Below are 18,865 nucleotides of genomic sequence, written 5' to 3'. Positions count from 1 at the left end.
GTTTTCAAGGTTCTTTTTGTTGAGTGCAATCGCGGCGTTGTACTCGCGGAGTTCGGCACGGTAATTATTGACTCCGGTGTAGACCGAGAGCAGAATCAGTACCGTACAGAGCAGAAAAGTGAAAACGAATTTGGGGCTGTTGATGGTATCGAGAATTTCTTTCCTGATGATATCGGACAGCATGGCCGTTTCCTCCTCAGTCTGGTCAGGCAGCTGACTGTATGTATTCGAGATAGATTTTTTCCAGGTCCTCGCCCTTGAACTCCTCACGGCTTCTGACCATGACGAGCCGCCCTTTTTTCATGATACCCACATGATCGGCTATTTCACGGGCGCGGAAAATATCATGGGTGCTCATGAGAATGGACTTGCCCCCGTCACGGAGCTCCCTGAGGATTTCGATGAACTCAGCGGCAGCTTTCGGATCGAGACCGGAAGTCGGCTCGTCCAGAAGAATGTTCGGAGCATCTTTGATTATGGCGATGGTGATACCGAGTTTCTGGCGCATTCCCTTTGAGAACTTCTTGAGCCGCATCTCGAACGCATCGTCCTGCAGGCCGACCCTGCGCATGTATGAATAGTAGTCATCCTTCGTGAGGTTCCTCTTTCCCCCCAGCCGTGCGAAATAATCGAGGTTCTGGCGGGCGGTGAAATTGTCGTAGAGCATGACATTTTCGGAAACGAACGAAACATAATCCTTCGTTTCGAGTGGATGCCTGACCACATCGATACCGTTTATGAGAACCGAACCTTCGGTGGGCTCGATAAAGGAGAGAAACAGATTGATGGTTGTCGTTTTCCCGGCTCCGTTCGCCCCGAGCAGGCAGAAGATTTCACCTTCTCCGACTTCGAGATTCATGTGATCTAGGGCGAGTGTCCCATCCTCGTACCGCATGGTCAGATCGATTGCCTGTAACATGGTTTACTCCTTATGCAGTGTTTATACAACACTATTCGATTTTCCATGTATGATAATCAATGCACTGATACAGTATCAATATCTAATCTATGATGATTTCTGGAAACTATTTTGTTTGTTTTTCTGTCGTGCATAATTGTTCGTTACCTTCTATTAAACCATGATTCTATGAATATACTACAACTGTACCGGGACTTTTATTCATTCAGGTAGCTTATCGGGCATCTTCCGCCCAAAGCCGTTCAGGCTGAGTATGGTATGGTGTTTTTGTTCGTAAAATGTTCTAATCCATTTCCTTTTTACATATTATTCACTTGCTTAATTCTTATAAATATAAAATCTTTTAGAGGATTTTTTCATGGCGCTTTGATTTTTCTCAGATACCGTGTGACAGGTATATTGAACTGTCCTTTCAAAGTAGCTTTATCGAAAATAAGCATATTTAAATATTGATAAAGGATGGTGTATGAAGCGTAGAACCTTCTTTCTGTGCATTATAAGTGTTGTCTTTTTCCTCACAACCATATCAACATTCCGTGTTTCTTCCGTCTATGGGCGTGAAAACTACCCGGTGCGGTTTGAAGACACCGTTTTCATCACATCATCGGATGGTACGAAGCTGGCGACACAAATCGCCAGGCCCGACATCGCGGGGAAGGTTCCGGCGGTCATATACCGTTCCCCCTATGGTTCCGACTGGATGAAAAAAACGATGGAAGACTATGCCCGGCGTGGATATGCATGTGTATGTCAGGATACACGCGGGCGGTATGCTTCGGAGGGGTATTTCGATCCGTTCGTTCATGACATCTCCGATGGCGAGGCCACATTGAACTGGGTTCGTTCACAGCCGTGGTCGAACGGTGTTGTTGGTGCAGTCGGCCATTCGTACGTAGGATTCACCGCTCTCTATCTTACCGCAGGGAAGGCTGCGCCGCCTGTTGCCGTGGTTGCCCACAATCCTGTTGCGATACCCTCCGGCGGACTCTTTACCGGCGGAGCGATGAACCACCACTTCGACTATTACTGGGCGCTGCTTGTCGACGGGAAAACACAGGATCTGGATTACATGTACACACTCGACTGGAATCGTCTTTTCAGCCTTCTGCCGCTCCGGGATGCACACAGGGGTGTGAACAAGGAAATCGGGTATTACCGTACATGGCTCGAATGGGCCAACGGCTCGTTCGGGAAGGGCTTGCTCCCCGATCCTTCCATGATTTCGGGCGATAAGACCGCTTTTCTCCTCGTCGGCGGATGGTTCGACCTTTTCTGCAACGATGTTATCAGGCTTTACGGGCGGCTTAACAGCGCCGGTTCGCAAAAGCGGGTGAAGCTCATTATCGGGCCGTTCGATCACAGTCTCAGCCCTCCGCCGGAATGCGATATGGTGTTTGGCGACTGGTCATCGCTCGACATCTCGGCGATTATGAGTCAATGGATGGACCGGTGGGTACTCAAGGACGATAACGGTGTTGAAAAAGAGCCTTCGGTCAGGTATTTCCTTCTGGGCGAGAACCGCTGGGTGTCTTCGGATACCTGGCCGCCGTCGGATGTCCGCACGGAATCGTTCTATCTCCGGAGCGCGGGTTCGGCTAACACGTCTTCGGGCACGGGGCGCCTGGACGCGGAAAAACCGGTGGATGAACCGTACGACCGTTTTCAGTACGATCCCGGCAATCCCGTTCCCACCGTGGGGGGAATACTCTGCTGTCTCAGGCCGATGACCAAAGCCGGGCCGATGGATCAGGCCGAGGTGGAAACGAGGGCTGATGTTCTCGTTTATACAACCGGCGAGCTTACCGAAGATATCACGATTGCCGGTCCCGTCTTGCTGGAGCTCTATGCCGCAACGGGCGCCCGTGACACCGATTTCACCGGTAAGCTCGTCGATGTATTCCCTGATGGTAAAGCGCTGAACATCACGGACGGCATCATCAGGGCACGTTTCAGGGACGGCGGAGGCGAGCCGCGGTTTATAAAACCCGGCGCAGTCGGACTGTACCGTATCGAACTGGGCAATACCGCCAACACATTCCTGAAAGGGCACCGCATCAGGCTCGAAGTGGCGTCGTCGAACTTCCCCCGGTTCGACCGTAACCTCAATACCGGCGGCCCGATAGGAACGGAAGACGCATGGGTCACCGCGGAACAGACAGTATTTCATGACAAAGCTCGGCCTTCACGGCTTGTTCTGCCGGTCATGGGAAACCGGTGATTTATGGAACCCGAACTATTCTTAAAATTCAATAGACCACGGATAAACACGGATTTACACGGATTTGGTTTTTGTATCTTTTCCTTATTGAACGTGAACGATTTATAAACACTAATGACAATATAAATAATATATTATCTGAAATTTCATTTAGTGTATTAAATATACGAATGGGTATTTTACGTTATAGTGTCATTCCCGTGAAAACGGGAATCCATAATCACATGATCATGACACTGTAGTGGTAATACTGGATTCCCAATTCACTTCGTTCTTGGGAATGACAGTACTCATAATGTAAATCAACAATTATGAGTTAATTGAATAACCAGAATATATTATAGTTTTTGTGCCTTTGTGTCTTTATGGTTAAATAGTTTCAGATGAAACACCGGATAAAAGGATACGGTATGAGCGGTGAAAAAAACGGAATAGGTTTTATCGGCAGCGTTATTGTGGATGTCGTTTCGGAAATTCTCGAGCCGGGAAACCTCGTGTATTCGGACGGCGATACCTATCTTACGGGCGAGGATTACGAATCAGAGCATGTTCAGTACTCGACCGGCGGGATGTGCCTCAACAACAGCATCGACTGTAGAAAAATGGGGGCGCAGTATCCCCTGCGGGTTATCGGCAAGATAGGCGCCGACGACAATGGCAGGCGTATCCGCGATGCGCTCCGGAGCAACGATCTCTCCGAAGAATATCTCATCGAAACCCCCGATCATCCGACATCGGTCACCCATGTGCTCTATGTCAGGGATTCACAGGAGACGATCAACCGGACATTCCGCTATTTTTTCGGTGCAATGGGAAGCTTCGGTCCCGGGGATATTCATTTCGACATGCTGAAAGACCTCAAAATCGCCATGATGGGGTATGGTCTCCTCATGCCGCTCTTCGACAGGGTCGATCCCGACTACGGGAGCTGTTTCGGCCCCGTCCTCGAAAAAATACAGGAAATGGGCATCGTCACCTGCCTCGATTTCGTGACCCCGAAAAGAGAACGGTGGTGGAAATTCAAACGCTTCCGCAATACCCTCCGGTGGGTCGATATCCTGTCCATCGGAGAGGATCAGGCGGAGGGGATCACCGGATTTGCCGATGAACGACAGGCGGTGCGGTCGCTCGTGGATGAATACGGCGTGAGAATCGCTGTCGTTCACTGCGGCGCAAAGGGAACCAATTATCTCTACAGCCCGTCCACCGGTCTCATAACCCAGCGCATATTCGATGTTCCTCCCGAAGAATATGCCGGAAATACCGGCGCCGGCGACGCGTTCACCGCTGGTTTTCTCCACGGATTCCATAACGGGTGGGATTCTGCGAAGTGCCTGAAGTTCGCCACAGCTGCCGCTGCTGTAAGCCTCGGCAGTCTCACCACGACCGACGCAATGCGCCATGAGAACTACATTCTCGACTACATGGAAACGAGGCCGTTGAAACCTTAGCTGTGGGTGGTTAAACCGTTTTTTTCTTTTTTAACCCGAATCATTTGTGAAAAATATTTTACCACAAAGACACAAAAGCACAAAGAGACATAATAGTTTATTGATGCTGTCTTGAGTGGCAAGTAAACGTTGGCATTAAAATAAAATACAAATCCGCGAAAATCCGTGTTCTATTAAAATAGGTGAATAGATCGGGGTTGAATACGTTTTCGGAATTTCTTTGGATGGATTAAAGGAGAACCCGTATGGCCTATCTCGATGTCGCCATCATTGTTTTATACTTTGTTGTGGTCATTGGGCTTGGTTTCTGGTACCAGAAACGGGCGTCAAAGGACCTCGAATCCTATTTTCTGAGCGGGCGGAGCATGCACTGGCTTGCGCTCGCCATGTCCGGATCGGTGGCGACTTTCGATATCACCGGGACCATGTGGATTGTCTCGCTGCTGTTTATCATCGGAATGAAATCGATGTGGATTCACTGGATGTGGGGAGTCATGATGGGCGCATTTTTCATGGCCTATATGGGCAAATGGGTGAGGCGGTCCAATGTGCTGACAGCCGCTGAGTGGATGGTAACCCGTTTCGGCAGCGACCGCGGAGGGCTTGTTGCGAGAACATCCTATGCGCTCATGGCGGTGATTACGCTGTCGAGTTTCATCGGGTATGCATTCCAGGGCATCGGTAAGTTTGCTGCTGTCTATCTGCCTTTCGGGCCGCATACATGCGCCATTCTCATCATCGGAACGACCACGGTCTATGTTATCCTCGGCGGACTGTACAGCGTTGTGGTCACGCAGGTGATTCAGACGGTAATTCTTACCTTTGCGAGTATTCTGATCGCTGTGGTGGCGTATATCAAGCTGACCCCCGAGCTGCTCGGCCGTATTCCCGCCGACTGGGCTTCCCTGCTGCCCCGGTGGCGACTGGAAGAGCTTGCGGGAACAGGAAATGCAGGATATGAGCTTTTCGGCGCTCTCGTGATAGTCTGGGTCATAAAAGGGTTTCTGCTCAATGCCGGAGGACCGGCGCAGATGTATGATTTTCAACTGTTTCTTGCAACCCGGAATCATCGTGACGCATCTAAAGTTGGGGCCGCGTGGAGTTTCTTTCTCATTGTCCGCTGGGCCATGACCGCCGGAATCACGCTCCTTGCCCTGTCGGGCATTACCCAGGCATCCGATCCCGAACAGGTTATGCCCATCGTGCTCAGGAACTTCCTTCCTATCGGCCTCAGAGGTATCGTTATCGCCGGTCTCCTTGCGGCGTTCATGTCCACATTCAGCGCCACAGCAAACAGTGCGGCGTCGTTCATAGTTCGCGACCTCTTTCAGCCGTTTTTCAGGCCTTATGCCAGCGAACGTCAGCTTGTCATGTACAGCCGTCTCGCGACAGTCGCCGTGGTAATACTCGGTATCGCCATAGGTTTCCGTGCACAGTCGATTGCGCAGATATGGAACTGGATCATGATGGCTCTCGGCGCCGGGGTCATCATGCCCAATGTCCTCCGGTGGTACTGGTGGCGTATGACCGGGTGGGGCTATGCGGCGGGAACGATCGGCGGGATAGCGCTTTCGCTTGTGGCTCTCCTCGTGCCCGATTCCCCTATGTATGTGATCTTTCCTCCGATCTGTATCGGTTCGCTCATAGCGAGCATCGCAGGTTCGCTCTTGACACGTCCGGTCGATGAACGGATTCTTGTGGATTTCTACCGCACCGTAAGGCCGTTCGGACTGTGGGGGCCGGTTCGCGGGAAAGCGCATCTGTCTGTGGATGAACGGGGAATGAAATCGGAACGTGCATCGCTTGCCGTTATCAACACCTGCCTCGGAATGGTCGCCGTTTCGGGCTATTACCTGTTTCCCATGTATCTTGTCGGTCACTGGCATGGTTATGCGGCGCTTTGTCTCGGATTGGCGTGTGCGGCTACGGTGGCTCTGGCGTTTACATGGTATCCGTACCTTCCTTCGGCGGGACAGGTTGAGGTAAAGAAATAAACGTTTTATACCGATAATGAGAGTGGAGTGCGGCTCTTATATAATGGGGTAGCATATATAAAATACTTGCATTTATTTGAAAAACAGGTTATAAATATGCCATGAAAGAACGTGAACTGATTCAACTGTGGCTGAACTGGAAGAGAAACCGGGGCGATGAGTCGTTTTCCCAGAAAATCCTTGCCGAAAAAGCGGGAATAAGCCCTACATATCTCTCGAATATCATGACCGGGATGAGAAATCCGGGAACGAAAACGCTGGAAAAAATTGCCGGTGCTTTCGGTGTTACCATGGCTGAGTTCTATGGTGGTCCTCATCAATCTTCCATTTCCGCTTCGCCTGCTCGTAACAATATTCAGCCTGCTCCTGTGAAAACTTACGGATTTTCCCCCGGTTCTGCGAGGGCGGATGTTCAGGAGTCGAGAAGTGCGGTTTCCGTGGAAACCGATGATTCCGAATATCAAGCAGATGAACGGCAACCGGACGGTTCTTCGGAAGATTTTCAGGCATCCGGGGAAACGGATATCGATGAAGGTGTGCCTGAAAAAACAGGTTTGACACTCTCCGATACATCTCCCGATAAGCTGGAAAAACTCTTCGACTCGATGGGCGTTTCGCTTGCCGAGCTCTTTTCCGTACCCCCCGGGCAGGCCCCCGTGAATCGGGAGTCTCCTCCCCAGAAGATTGAAACACCCGAAAAAACCGTTCAGACAGAATCCCCGGGAAAGGATGAAAAAATACCGCTTCTGGCCGAGGTTCCAGCCGGTGAATGGTGGAAGTGGTTTGAGGAAAACGGCGAGAAGTCTTTTTCGACATATGTTCCGCGGTTCAACATTCAGGGCAGTTTTGTTTTTGCTGTCAGGGTCGATGACACCAGTATGGTTCCCGATTTGCATGACAGCGATCTGCTCATACTTAATCCCGAGGAAAAATTCACCAATATCGATGGCGGTATCGGTGTAACTATCCATAATAAACGGTTTCTGATACGGAAGGTCTATATTCATAAAGGTGAATACCTCCTTATGCCTTCGAATCCGGCCCATAAAAAAACAGTCGTTCCCATCGAAGGAACCCGTATTTTTAAAGTCGTTCTCTGGATACCATCCGCGCGGGGAAAGTTCTGACTGCCGGGTGCCGCGTTCGTGTAAAAAAACCATTGACATATGAGAAACATTCCGGCGTGACCGTGTTCGCAGGAGAGAAACAGCGGTTTCCCGATTGAATAATGCATGGAGGCATGGCATGAAAAAAGCATTTAAATGGAGAATCGGTCTGTGTTTATATTTTTCAACCATGATTATTGCAGCTGGCGGAGGATTGTCGATGGCAGAAACCGGTGATGTGGTGAAACTTCCCCAGCCGAGGTTTTCAGGCGCGGTTTCGGTGGAAAAGGCTCTTCATGAGAGACGGTCGGTGAGAGAATTCAAAAACGATCCGCTCACCCTCGATGAAGTATCGCAGCTTCTTTGGGCCGCACAGGGAATTACCGACGACAGCGGGCACCGTACGGCGCCTTCCGGCGGAGCGCTCTATCCGCTCGAGCTTTATGTGGTGGCCGGAAATGTAACCGGACTTTCCGCGGGGATATACCGGTATAACCCCCGAGGCCATGAGCTTGTGATGGTTATAAAGGGCGACAAGCGGGGGAATCTCAGCAGTGCGGCGCTCGAACAGCCAAGCGTGAAAAATGCGCCTGCTGTCTTTGTATTTTCAGTGGTGTATGAGCGGATAACCATCAAATATGGCGAACGGGGAAAACGGTATGCCATGATCGAGGTCGGTCATGCCGGACAGAACATCTATCTTGAGGCGGGAGCTCTCGGGCTCGGAACCGTGGCGGTCGGGGCTTTCCGCGATGAGGATGTGAAAAAAGTTTTGGAAATGGCGGATGACGAGCAGCCGCTCTATCTCATGCCTGTGGGAAGGAAATAGCCGGCGGGCAATTTCCGATACACTGAAAAAAACATGGTTAATCCACATGAAATCATGATAAATTTATACTGTATTATTTTCTGGCCTTCTCACATACGGTGCCGTTGTCCATTTCGATCCGGATCGGTTACCATGAAGACGATCATATGCAGAGTATTGCTTGTATGCATGGTTATCGGGTGTCTGGTATTGCTCTCCTGTAATAATCGATCATCCCAAACACAAGGAAGTGATACTATGGAAAAACTCACTGTTACCAGTACCGTCTTTTCAGCGGGCGGCTCGATTCCTTCACGGTATACGTGCGATGGCATGGATATTTCACCGCAGCTGGCCTGGAGCGACCCTCCTGATGGCACGAAGAGTTTTGCGCTCATATGCGACGATCCCGATGCGCCGGCGGGAACCTGGGTTCACTGGGTGATGTATAATATCCCGGCCGGTGTTCAGGAGCTTTCCGAAAAGATGCCGTCACAGGAAAAACTCGGCAGCGGGGCGCTTCAGGGAACGAATGATTTCCGGAGGATCGGGTACGGCGGCCCCTGTCCGCCGTCCGGGACGCACCGTTACTATTTCAAGGTTTATGCCCTCGATACCATGCTCGACCTCAAGCCGGGCGCCACGAAACAGCAGCTCCTCCGGGCAATGGAAGGACATATCCGCGCCCAGGGAGAGCTGATGGGCCGTTATTCACGGCAGCGGTAAGAAGATTATGTCTGCTTGATACAGACGGTTTTGCTGTTGTAGGGTTGCCGTGGTGACTGGTAGTAAAAAATTTCGTTGTCAGACTATAAGGGAGGATGTTCTATACAACATCCTCCCTTATATATAGTGTGCGTCCGGGTAAAGTAAAAATCTCTCGCAACGATACAGAATCGCATATGGTTATACCATATCATTGATTTTGGTATTTTTTTTAAACACGGTTCTGATTCTATCTGTCACGATAAACACAGCTATCGCGAAAATGCCGATTTTAGCATCCATAATCGTACGGTTATAAAGTATTCGTGATATTTCCGAAAAGGTGTGTTTTTCAAATACTTCTTCCAGGACGAGCATGACGATAGCATCATATACAAGCCATGTGCAGATACCCGAAAAAAGCGAACGGACTCGTGCCGCTGCGCTACGTAACCACCAGAGCCAGACAAGAGACTGGAAAAAGTTATTTGATGTAACTATTAAGAAAATAAGAATATTCTGGATTTTTTGAATAATGGGATGTTCTGAACCAACTCGTGTAAGACCTGCATGTACTAAAACGCTGGAAAAAGGATAGTATGCAAGGGCAGTAATAATTGCTAGAAGAACAATGATTCCCCATCGGACCCACGACTGCGTTCTGAAAAACCAGGGCTTTCGACCCTCATTAAGTGTCTGTCTCCAGAGAAAGAGAACATACCAGAAAAGGAAGATGGAGGCATACTCAATAATAATTATCGGAATCAATTCCGTCATTTTTGTAAGGTCGCTCTTCAGGTGCCAGCCTCTGTTATGGTATAGAGGATACAAATAGACAGTCAGAGCCACAAAAACGCAGAAATGCGCGGCAAGTGCAGCAGCCAGAACGGCTGAGATTCTCTGTATGATACCGGATGGGGGAGAGATAACGACATTTCCCCGTATTTCTTCTTCCATGTTGATATTCTCCCTTGAAATCTGCCCAAATCCACATTGAAATGTAATACATCTATTGTAAAAATAATATATACTATATTATTCCTGTAATCAAGAATCCGGTGAAAATCCCGCGTCCGCATATTCCCGAAATGCCTTTTCCCGGGGCGAGGTTTGAACTGAACCGAAACAGCAAGAAAAAAGTGTTTGAATCCTGTTTGTGACATGATATGTTTTTTATCATAATCGGTTTTTACTTTATATCCCGGTGCGTCTGTTTACGTGGATAATAATGAGTACATAACAGTTATCATGTTCCGGAGGCCTGTATGAGAACATCACTTACGGTGGTAGTGCTGGTTGCATTTTTCTGTTGTGTTTCATGTTCGAATAAAGAGCCGTCCTTACCATCGGGAACAATGGTAAAAACCCCGGAAACGGGGGACTGGCCGGTTCTTAAACGGTATGATCAGCAGAACAGCGCCCGTATCGCCATGCCGGTCGGCGGTATCGGCACGGGAACGGTATCCCTGGGCGGACGGGGTGATCTCCGCGACTGGGAGATCATGAATCGCCCATCGAAAGGATATATTCCGCAGCGCGGAACAACGGGGCCGTTTTTTGCCCTGTTCGTCGCCGATGAGAACGGTAACAGGCAAGCCCGTGTTCTCGAAGGGCCGCTCGATGTTTCGGCGTATGAGGGCAGCCACGGCAGTATTGTACCGAACCATGGACTGCCGCGTTTCCGGAACAGCTCCTTTGAAGCCGCATACCCGCTCGGTCAGGTGATGCTCTCTGACCCGGATATGCCTGTGGATGTCCGTATGAAAGTGTTCAATCCGCTTATCCCTGGAGAGGAGGATTTGAGCGGTATGCCGGTGGCGGTGATTCGCTTCGAGCTTTATAACACGAAGAGCAGCCCTATAACCGCGTCGGTATGCGGCAGCATGCCCAATTTCATCGGGATGGACGGATGGGAGACGACAAAGGACTGGAAAGGGAATCTCCAGGTGATCGGCGCAAAGGCGAATGTCAATACGTTCCGCACGGGGACGGATGTCCAGGGAATTTTCATGCGCTCCGAAGGAATCAGCACCAGGGTACCCCAGTGGGGGACGATAGCCTTGACCACGGGTGTCCGTGAGCATGTCAGTTACCGGACGTCGTGGCTGCCCGAACAGTGGGGTAAATCGCTCCTCGATTTCTGGGATGACTTCAGTGATGACGGTAAACTCGAAGAGCGCGGAACCACCGGTGAGAACACGCCCATGCTGTCGCTCGCCGTGGAAGTGGATGTCCCCCCGCACGAGAAGAGGGAAGTCACCTTCTATCTTACATGGAATTTCCCGAACCGGCCTTCATGGACGCCGGAAGGGAACGATAAGGATATCCTGCGTAATTATTACACCACCGTCTATTCAGATGCATGGGATACGGCGGAAAAAGAGGCGCCCCGTCTTCCCGGGCTGGAAGCGCGGACGGTGGAGTTTGTGCGCGCACTGTGCGGAAGCACCGTTCCCGATGTGGTGAAAGAGGCGGCGCTGTTCAACATCAGCACGCTCCGGACGCAGACCTGTTTCCGTACTGCGGACGGCCGGTTCTACGGCTGGGAAGGAAGCTGCGACCAGAAGGGGTGCTGCCATGGTTCGTGTACCCATGTCTGGAATTACGAGCAGGCGACGGCGTTCCTGTTCGGGAAGCTGGCGAAATCGATGCGCGAGGTCGAGTTCGGGCATGCCACCGATGAGAACGGGCTCATGAGCTTTCGTGTCAACCTCCCGCTCGAACGTGCGCAGGGGTGGGGAAAAGCGGCGGCGGATGGCCAGATGGGCTGCATCATGAAGATGTACCGCGACTGGCAGCTCTCCGGCGATGACGACATGCTCAGGGCATTGTGGCCGAAGGTGCGGAAAGCGCTCGAATTCTGCTGGATACCGGGGGGATGGGACGCCGACCGTGATGGTGTCATGGAAGGCTGCCAGCACAATACCATGGATGTGGAGTACTACGGCCCCAATCCGCAGATGGGACTGTGGTATCTCGGCGCGCTCCGGGCTGCTCAGGAGATGGCCCGCTATCTCGGAGACGAGGAATTTGCTGCCACGTGCGGGAATCTCTTTAATAGGGGAAGCGCATGGATAGATGCGAACCTCTACAACGGCGAATACTACGAGCATAAGATCGTGCCGCCGAAAAATGCATCGGACATCGCGAAAGCGCTTCTCGTTGGAATGGGCGCACAGGACCCGACCAATCCCGATTATCAGCTCGGCTCGGGGTGTCTCGTCGACCAGCTTGTCGGCCAGTACATGGCCCATGTCTGCAACCTCGGATATCTCGTCGAAAAGGGGCATGTTGACACGACACTGCGGAGTATCATGAAATACAATTACTGTAAGGAATTGAGCACCCATTTCAACTGCATGCGCTCGTTTGCGCTCGGGGACGAGTCGGCGCTTCTCATGGCGAGCTACCCGAAGGACCGTCCGGAAAATCCGTTTCCGTACTTTACCGAAGTCATGACAGGTTTTGAATATACAGCCGCTGTCGGTATGCTCTATGAGGGGCAGATTAAAAACGGGATTACCTGTATCGAGAATATTCGGCGACGGTATGACGGGAACAGACGAAGTCCGTTCGACGAGGCAGAGTGCGGCCACCACTATTCACGGGCGATGGCAAGCTGGGCGGGACTGCTCGCCCTTTCGGGATTCCACTGCTCCGCTGTCGAAAAGAGCATGACCTTTGCTTCTCAGGGGGGAACATTTTTTTGGTCGAACGGGTACGCATGGGGAACGTGTACCCTTACCCGCGGGAAAAATGGAATTACGGTCGATCTGGCTGTACTCCACGGGCAGACAGAACTGTCGCGGTTTATTCTGACCGGTTATGGCTCAAAACAGTTCGATACCGTCATGACAGTCAAAGAGGGAGAACCGCTCTCCTTTGTGCTTGCCTCACAGTGATAATCTGGTTACATTCCGGAGTGGCAAAGTGGCAAAGTGGCAAAGGGACAGAGAAACCAAGGGATAGAGATAAAAAACGGCAATTAAAATATCAGCGGATATTAACACTTTTTTAGGGAAAGGGGATGTTATGAAACGACTCTTGGGTATTGTGCTCCTCACATTTCTGTGTGCTTCAGTACTGTATGCCCAGGCCGATAAGGGGAAACCCGGCAGCGCCAATCCCTATGTACAATGGAAGAACGGTCTTCCGAAAGACCCCGGTTTTTTCCCCCTGACGGTCTGGCTGCAGGACCCTGAGGATGCGCAGGCATACAAAAAAGCCGGAATAAATGTCTTTGTCGGTCTCTGGCAGGGTCCCACGGAAGAACAGCTCGCCCAGCTCCGGGCAGCCGGTATGCCGGCCATATGTTCTCAGAACGATGTAGGGCTTAAATATAAAGATGATCCGATTATCGTAGGCTGGATGCACGGCGACGAGCCGGATAACGCCCAGCAGCCAATTATTGACGGCAAATGGAGTCCCCCGATCCTTCCGGAAAAAATAATCGCGGATTATAAGAAGATAATAGCTGCCGATCCCTCACGGCCGGTGTTCCTGAACATCGGTCAGGGTGTTGCGTGGAATAACTACATTGGCCGTGGAGTCCGTCGAAACCACCCCGAGGACTATGCGGAATATGTCAAGGGCGGCGATATCGTTTCGTTCGATATCTATCCCGTAGTGCACCGGAACCCTGAAATCCAGGGCAATCTCTGGTATGTCGCCCGTGGAGTGGACCGTCTCAGAACATGGACGAACAATCAGAAGATTGTCTGGAACTGCATCGAAACCACTCAGATATCGTCCGACACACGTCCCACTCCCCGTCAGGTGAAAGCGGAGGTGTGGATGTCGATTATTCATGGCTCCATGGGCATCGTTTACTTCGTCCATGCCTGGAAGCCGAAGGAAGATACACGGCGGCTCCTCAACGATCCCGAAATGCTTGCGGCGGTCACTGCGCTTAACGGAGAAATCCGCAACCTTGCGCCCGTGATCAACAGCCCGACATTCCATTTCGGCGCCGAAGTAACGTCCTCACAGCCCGGAGTACCGGTGGATGTGCTGGTTAAACGATACGAAGATGCTCTTTATGTGTTCGCCGTCTGTATGCGTGACAGCGGGACGAAAGCTTCTTTTTTTGTGAGCCTGCCCAACGGGGACGGGACGGCGGAGGTCATCGGCGAGGGACGCACCATACCGGTTACCAGCGGTGGTTTCGAGGATGATTTCAAGCCGTACGATGTCCATCTCTACCGGATAAAATAGCAGGACCACACTTGCTGAAATTAAAAGTTCGATTTACGATTGATAGAGGCTTGGCAATCCAAAATCGTAAATCGTAAATGCCATTGTTTCTTTTATACACAATCTACTGTTAAACAGTATCCCCATATATGATAAAGCCCCGTTTATCAATCGACAGAACGGGGCTTTATTGTTTCTTCGTGTCTGTATAGGAGACCCGAAAAGAGAGCTATTTCTTCTCGTGGAATTTACTGTACCGTGTTTCCTGCGCGTCGTGACGGTTCCCCAGATAGAGCCACTGCATGGGCTCTTCGGAATAATTGATCGAGCAGTGGGGCACCCTGAAATTGGGTGGGATGAGAAATGCCGTCCCGACTTCCTGCCAGAAGAGACGGTTTCCGAACAGGAGGAGACTCTTTCCCCTGAGCTGGCACCAGATTTCCTCGACACCGGGGCCGTGCATGTGCGGCTGCGCTATATCGAAGGCATCGACTGATACGACAGCTACACCCATGGGATTGGCAAACTTGACACCATCGACGATACCCCTGCCGATGTGCGCCCAGTGCATCCCGGCGCCGGGTGTATGGTCTTTATACGAGCCGGTTTTCATTTCTTTCAGCGGCTCGAATCCATCGGGGATATCTTCCATGATGATAATGCATTCGAGCGGTTCCTTGTCGCAGGTATTGAAAAACTGGTATTCAAGCCCGGCGGGAATAAAAACCCCCGTTCCCTCGGACAGTTCGGCGGTCTTGCCGCCAGCTTCTACCTTGCCGACACCGCCTGTTATGTAGAAAAACACCTGTTCCTTGTCATGCTTCGTTTTGGTCGTTCTGGAGTCGGCTTCGAGCGCCCCGTGGTTGTAAGCCTTGATATATTTGAGTACAGCGCCGATCCTGGGCGGATTTGTCGGGTCGCCGGGTGTCAGGTATGCCCGTTCGAAAAAGCCGCCGTGCCCGATGGTTATCTGTGAATTTCTCCAGTTGTTCATGTAGAGCCTGACATCGGTGTCGGTTTCGGGATAACGGTGATTGTAATCGTCGAGCTCGAAATACGAGGGTTTCTTGTCCTGACCGAACACGACATCCTGAGCGACAGCGAGCGATGAATACACTAAAAACATAACCGCGGTTAAAAGGAGCACTTTTTTCATCAACACCCTCCTTTGGAACAGGTTTGTGAAAGGTTTACGAATGAGTAATCGTGAAATTTCCGAAGTAAGTCTTTGCTAATATATTACCTGATGATGTATTTATCAATACATTCATTTCCGGAAGTTTTTATTCGGGTTCGCGGCTCGGGACTGTATGATTGCGCTTGCAATTATACCTCAAATCCGTTAAGTTCACGGCAGCGAAATGTCAGAGATATATGGTTGAAAGTTCTTCATTCATGTTATATGAATCACAATTACAGCTGTCAGTTGTCATAATGCGGATACTTTTAAGGACGGCGATTGACCGGTATATGCTTTTATAAGTGTTTAAATTAATTGATATTACAGAAAGTTGCCTATGAATACGAGCTATATTATCCGTCATCTCGGACTCGTTCCGCTTCCGGGCGAAGGCGGATATTTCAGGGAGACCTACCGGAGCAGTGAAACCATATCATCCGGGTGTCTTCCGCCGCGGTACGGCAGTGAGAAGGGATTGAGCACCGCCATCTATTATCTCATTACCGCCGAGGCATTTTCGGCGCTCCACCGCCTCCCGAGCGATGAGGTGTTTCATTTTTATGCCGGCGACCCGGTTACCATGCTCCAACTCTGCCCTGACGGAACCGGGAAGGAGCTTGTTCTCGGAAACGATCTGGAAAAGGGGCAGTATCCCCAGTGCATCGTTACGCGCGGAATATGGCAGGGAATGAGACTCGTCGACGGCGGTTCGTTCGCGCTCCTCGGAACCACGGTTGCTCCGGCGTTCGATGCCGGTGATCTGGAACTCGGTAACCGTGGTATGCTCATCGGCCGTTACCCTGATTATGAATATCTGATCAGACAGCTTACCAGTGAATAAACCTAACAATCAAGGAGGCACGGAATGAAAAAAATGTTCGCGGTTGTTCTGGTATCGGGATTTTTGATGGTTTGTGCTGCGGGTGTGTATGGAGCGCCCCATCCGATGGAACCCGAGCCGAGAGTTGTCAGCGCTCTCGAAGGGCAGATACCGGGAGATGCCGTCGTGCTCTTCGATGGCAAAAACCTCTCCGAGTGGACGTACATGGATGGCAAACCAGCTGGCTGGACTGTCGAGAACGGCGCGATGATCGTGAAGGGCGGTACTATCAAAACCAAACGGGAATTCGGCGACGTCCAGCTCCACATCGAGTTCGCCACTCCTGCCCCTGCGAAGGGTGAAGGCCAGGACCGTGGCAACAGCGGCGTGTATCTGAACGGCGTTTACGAGGTTCAGGTGCTCGATTCATACGGCAGTAAGACGTACGTCAATGGTCAGTGCGGCGCCGTATACGAGAATTTTCCCCCGCTCGTCAATGCAAGCCGTCCCGCCGGACAGTGGCAGACCTACGACATCATATTCCGCGCCCCGCGGTACAGCCAGGACGGGAATATCACCCAGAAAGCGAACATCACCGTCCTCCATAACGGCGTTCTCATTCAGGATCATGTTTACACATCATATACACTCGGCGGGGTCGAGGAGAACGACCGTGCGAAAGGCCCGATCATCCTCCAGGATCATAACCACCCGGTGAAATACCGTAATATCTGGATTCGCGAGCTCAAGTAAAAGCCCGGAACATACAATATACAGTCGCTCTGTCCCGTGACGCCGAAAGGGGACAGAGCGATTTTTTTTCTTACATGCGAAGGTGGTAACATGCCTGAAGTCTTCGTGTATTCCGGTTGAAACATCACTCGAGTTCATCGGCAAGCGTATCGAATGCTCCGAGAATGGTGCTGTCGATGTCCTTCCTCCATGGAGCGGGCATCGATTCAGAGAAAAAGATGGATTCCACCGCCTCGTAACCGCCCTCTTCGAGAACATCCGAATCGGGGATGTATGCAACGACACCGTTGGTATATCCGAGGGGCAGTGTTATCCCTGTCGTGAAATGCCGCTTGATCTTGAGCCCCATTCCGGTGAGAAGCTCGCCCGATACTCCGGCGAATCGCAGGTCGGGTGCAAGTTCCATGAGGGCAAGCGTGACATCGACAGTTTCCGGGATTTCTTCACCCCGTACGATTTTACCGAGCCACCAGTTTGCCCAGTAACGGCGGTGTTCCGGTTCTTTCCTGCCGTTGAAGCGACGGTATGTCCGCTCATCCCATCCTTTCGCAAGCGGGACCGGGACATGTTTAAGTGAGGATTTAAGCCTGATATCGAGCGGTACCAGCCCTCTGTCGATAATCCGTATGATATCCGAAGCGAGCTCTTTCCCGACGAGCGCGACATCATCATATGTCCCGCTCCTGAACTTTGTTTCTCCGGCAACCTGACGCGGTTTTATATCTCCGCCAATACCCTGCAGAAACAGCGCAGGGATTCCACCATAATACTCTTTCAGCGCACGGCGTGCCTCTCCGGGATATTCGGCGGAAACGAGGTAGTTGTCGTAACTCATGGTTGTCGGATGACAGGGTGCGCCGAAGACGAGTGCCCTGGGTGCTCCATCCGCATTCCTGATGAGCATGACCGGGCATGTCCGATCGATTTCCATGCGCGGATTTGGATAGTTTGCATATATCCCGAAATCCCCCGAAGCGGGTCCTTTGTAAAGCGAGGTGTTTGAAGCGCGCCGTGATATGCCGATGTGCGTTTCACCGAGTCCCCAGTATGCTACTGCCGGCTCTATGCTGTCGAGAGCCGCTGCGACCGCTTTCAGGATATTCTCCCCGAGAGAATCGAGATAATCCGGATCACCACGGTAAGGACAGAGCTCGTTCATCGACAGATCGAATTCGCTGATATCGGTGACCGGCCCGGCATGGGTATGGGAACAGTTTATGAGAATCTGTCGTGGTTTCAGCCCATACGAAGCTTCGAGCCTTTTCAGGAGGTAATCGATATGGTTCCGTGAAAGCGAAACGAGATCGAGGGCCACGATAACAGCTGTTTCCTCGTCCTTTTGCAGCGCCAGTGCTGTTGCGGTCAGTCTGTCGTGAATTCCTTCGGCCCGGTGATCACGGGCTGCGAAACCCGCCAGTGTGCAGTCAGGGGGAGGTGTTATGTCGGAGAGACCTGTACCGGCGAGCAGTTTACCGGTTTTGCATACGTTCATCGAAAGTCCTTTCCGTGAGTATTCCACAAACAGCCGTTTATATGGTTATCTGGTTATTCAATGAGCTCATAATCACTAATTTATCGTACGATTAGTGTCATTCCCGGGAACGAAGTGAATATGGAATAAAGTAATAACATTGCCCGGTCATGAACACTAAACGACGGATTCCCGTTTTCACGGGAATGACTCTCTATCGTTTAATAAAACATATCATACGCAAATT

General features: G+C 51.2%; 15 protein-coding genes. 10 read left to right on the top strand and 5 right to left on the bottom strand.

Features of this window, described 5'->3' with window-relative positions; translation table 11 throughout:
- Both LLG96_09695 and LLG96_09690 read right to left on the bottom strand, forming a co-directional pair.
- On the bottom strand, positions 1 to 183 hold a 183-nt coding region (locus tag LLG96_09695), incomplete at its 3' end, for a hypothetical protein (GenBank protein ID MCE5250478.1).
- Between the two features lie 22 nt (positions 184 to 205).
- On the bottom strand, positions 206 to 919 hold the full coding sequence (locus LLG96_09690; GenBank protein MCE5250477.1) for an ABC transporter ATP-binding protein: 714 nt from the start codon (positions 917 to 919) through the stop codon (positions 206 to 208).
- A 466-nt stretch (positions 920 to 1,385) separates the two neighbouring features.
- Here LLG96_09690 and LLG96_09685 point away from each other — a divergent pair, with 466 nt between their 5' ends.
- The 6 genes from LLG96_09685 (at position 1,386) to LLG96_09660 (ending at position 9,222) form a co-directional block, all read left to right on the top strand.
- Positions 1,386 to 3,137 carry a CocE/NonD family hydrolase gene (locus LLG96_09685; GenBank protein MCE5250476.1) on the top strand — a complete coding sequence of 584 codons (1,752 nt, stop codon included), beginning with the start codon at positions 1,386 to 1,388 and terminating at the stop codon, positions 3,135 to 3,137.
- A gap of 410 nt (positions 3,138 to 3,547) precedes the next feature.
- The gene (locus LLG96_09680; GenBank protein ID MCE5250475.1) at positions 3,548 to 4,588 is read left to right on the top strand and encodes a carbohydrate kinase family protein; all 1,041 of its coding nucleotides are present in this window, start codon (positions 3,548 to 3,550) and stop codon (positions 4,586 to 4,588) included.
- 245 nt (positions 4,589 to 4,833) lie between these two features.
- Positions 4,834 to 6,582 (top strand): hypothetical protein, encoded by a 1,749-nt coding sequence (locus tag LLG96_09675; GenBank protein ID MCE5250474.1) that lies wholly within the window; start codon positions 4,834 to 4,836, stop codon positions 6,580 to 6,582.
- A gap of 101 nt (positions 6,583 to 6,683) precedes the next feature.
- Complete coding sequence (locus LLG96_09670) at positions 6,684 to 7,709, top strand: LexA family transcriptional regulator (protein MCE5250473.1); 1,026 nt, start codon at positions 6,684 to 6,686, stop codon at positions 7,707 to 7,709.
- 169 nt (positions 7,710 to 7,878) lie between these two features.
- A complete protein-coding gene (locus LLG96_09665; GenBank protein MCE5250472.1) occupies positions 7,879 to 8,517 on the top strand; it encodes a SagB/ThcOx family dehydrogenase in 639 nt (212 codons plus the stop codon).
- A 237-nt stretch (positions 8,518 to 8,754) separates the two neighbouring features.
- The gene (locus tag LLG96_09660; GenBank protein MCE5250471.1) at positions 8,755 to 9,222 is read left to right on the top strand and encodes a YbhB/YbcL family Raf kinase inhibitor-like protein; all 468 of its coding nucleotides are present in this window, start codon (positions 8,755 to 8,757) and stop codon (positions 9,220 to 9,222) included.
- A 180-nt stretch (positions 9,223 to 9,402) separates the two neighbouring features.
- Here the strand turns inward: LLG96_09660 and LLG96_09655 are convergent, their stop codons facing one another.
- A complete protein-coding gene (locus tag LLG96_09655) occupies positions 9,403 to 10,158 on the bottom strand; it encodes a hypothetical protein (protein ID MCE5250470.1) in 756 nt (251 codons plus the stop codon).
- Positions 10,159 to 10,466: 308 nt separating this feature from the next.
- On the opposite strand from LLG96_09655, the gene LLG96_09650 reads away from it, so the two are divergent.
- Together LLG96_09650 and LLG96_09645 are read left to right on the top strand one after the other, a co-directional pair.
- Complete coding sequence (locus tag LLG96_09650) at positions 10,467 to 13,103, top strand: non-lysosomal glucosylceramidase (protein ID MCE5250469.1); 2,637 nt, start codon at positions 10,467 to 10,469, stop codon at positions 13,101 to 13,103.
- Positions 13,104 to 13,233: 130 nt separating this feature from the next.
- On the top strand, positions 13,234 to 14,415 hold the full coding sequence (locus LLG96_09645) for a hypothetical protein (GenBank protein ID MCE5250468.1): 1,182 nt from the start codon (positions 13,234 to 13,236) through the stop codon (positions 14,413 to 14,415).
- Positions 14,416 to 14,623: 208 nt separating this feature from the next.
- Here the strand turns inward: LLG96_09645 and LLG96_09640 are convergent, their stop codons facing one another.
- Positions 14,624 to 15,550 carry a cupin domain-containing protein gene (locus tag LLG96_09640; GenBank protein MCE5250467.1) on the bottom strand — a complete coding sequence of 309 codons (927 nt, stop codon included), beginning with the start codon at positions 15,548 to 15,550 and terminating at the stop codon, positions 14,624 to 14,626.
- 361 nt (positions 15,551 to 15,911) lie between these two features.
- On the opposite strand from LLG96_09640, the gene LLG96_09635 reads away from it, so the two are divergent.
- Positions 15,912 to 16,415, top strand: coding sequence for a cupin domain-containing protein (locus tag LLG96_09635; GenBank protein MCE5250466.1), 504 nt, complete (start codon positions 15,912 to 15,914; stop codon positions 16,413 to 16,415).
- 24 nt (positions 16,416 to 16,439) lie between these two features.
- A complete protein-coding gene (locus LLG96_09630) occupies positions 16,440 to 17,147 on the top strand; it encodes a DUF1080 domain-containing protein (protein MCE5250465.1) in 708 nt (235 codons plus the stop codon).
- Positions 17,148 to 17,271: 124 nt separating this feature from the next.
- Here the strand turns inward: LLG96_09630 and LLG96_09625 are convergent, their stop codons facing one another.
- Entirely contained in the window at positions 17,272 to 18,639 is a 1,368-nt protein-coding gene (locus LLG96_09625; GenBank protein ID MCE5250464.1) for a neutral/alkaline non-lysosomal ceramidase N-terminal domain-containing protein, read from the bottom strand.
- Between the last annotated feature and the right edge of the window lie 226 nt (positions 18,640 to 18,865).

It is taken from the genome of bacterium, assembly GCA_021372535.1.
Lineage (GTDB): Bacteria > Latescibacterota > Latescibacteria > Latescibacterales > Latescibacteraceae > JAFGMP01.
The sequence above is the reverse complement of the archived record's forward strand: the minus strand, read 5'-3'. Positions and strand labels throughout refer to the sequence as shown.

Excerpts from the sequence above, each read along its gene's own strand:
- LLG96_09675 (MCE5250474.1), top strand. The coding sequence starts at position 4,834 with ATGGCCTATCTCGATGTCGCCATCATTGTTTTATACTTTGTTGTGGTC.
- LLG96_09650 (MCE5250469.1), top strand. The coding sequence starts at position 10,467 with ATGAGAACATCACTTACGGTGGTAGTGCTGGTTGCATTTTTCTGTTGT.
- LLG96_09665 (MCE5250472.1), top strand. The coding sequence starts at position 7,879 with ATGATTATTGCAGCTGGCGGAGGATTGTCGATGGCAGAAACCGGTGAT.
- LLG96_09640 (MCE5250467.1), bottom strand. The coding sequence starts at position 15,550 with ATGAAAAAAGTGCTCCTTTTAACCGCGGTTATGTTTTTAGTGTATTCA.
- LLG96_09690 (MCE5250477.1), bottom strand. The coding sequence starts at position 919 with ATGTTACAGGCAATCGATCTGACCATGCGGTACGAGGATGGGACACTC.
- LLG96_09645 (MCE5250468.1), top strand. The coding sequence starts at position 13,234 with ATGAAACGACTCTTGGGTATTGTGCTCCTCACATTTCTGTGTGCTTCA.
- LLG96_09635 (MCE5250466.1), top strand. The coding sequence starts at position 15,912 with ATGAATACGAGCTATATTATCCGTCATCTCGGACTCGTTCCGCTTCCG.
- LLG96_09625 (MCE5250464.1), bottom strand. The coding sequence starts at position 18,639 with ATGAACGTATGCAAAACCGGTAAACTGCTCGCCGGTACAGGTCTCTCC.
- LLG96_09655 (MCE5250470.1), bottom strand. The coding sequence starts at position 10,158 with ATGGAAGAAGAAATACGGGGAAATGTCGTTATCTCTCCCCCATCCGGT.
- LLG96_09670 (MCE5250473.1), top strand. The coding sequence starts at position 6,684 with ATGAAAGAACGTGAACTGATTCAACTGTGGCTGAACTGGAAGAGAAAC.
- LLG96_09680 (MCE5250475.1), top strand. The coding sequence starts at position 3,548 with ATGAGCGGTGAAAAAAACGGAATAGGTTTTATCGGCAGCGTTATTGTG.
- LLG96_09630 (MCE5250465.1), top strand. The coding sequence starts at position 16,440 with ATGAAAAAAATGTTCGCGGTTGTTCTGGTATCGGGATTTTTGATGGTT.
- LLG96_09685 (MCE5250476.1), top strand. The coding sequence starts at position 1,386 with ATGAAGCGTAGAACCTTCTTTCTGTGCATTATAAGTGTTGTCTTTTTC.
- LLG96_09660 (MCE5250471.1), top strand. The coding sequence starts at position 8,755 with ATGGAAAAACTCACTGTTACCAGTACCGTCTTTTCAGCGGGCGGCTCG.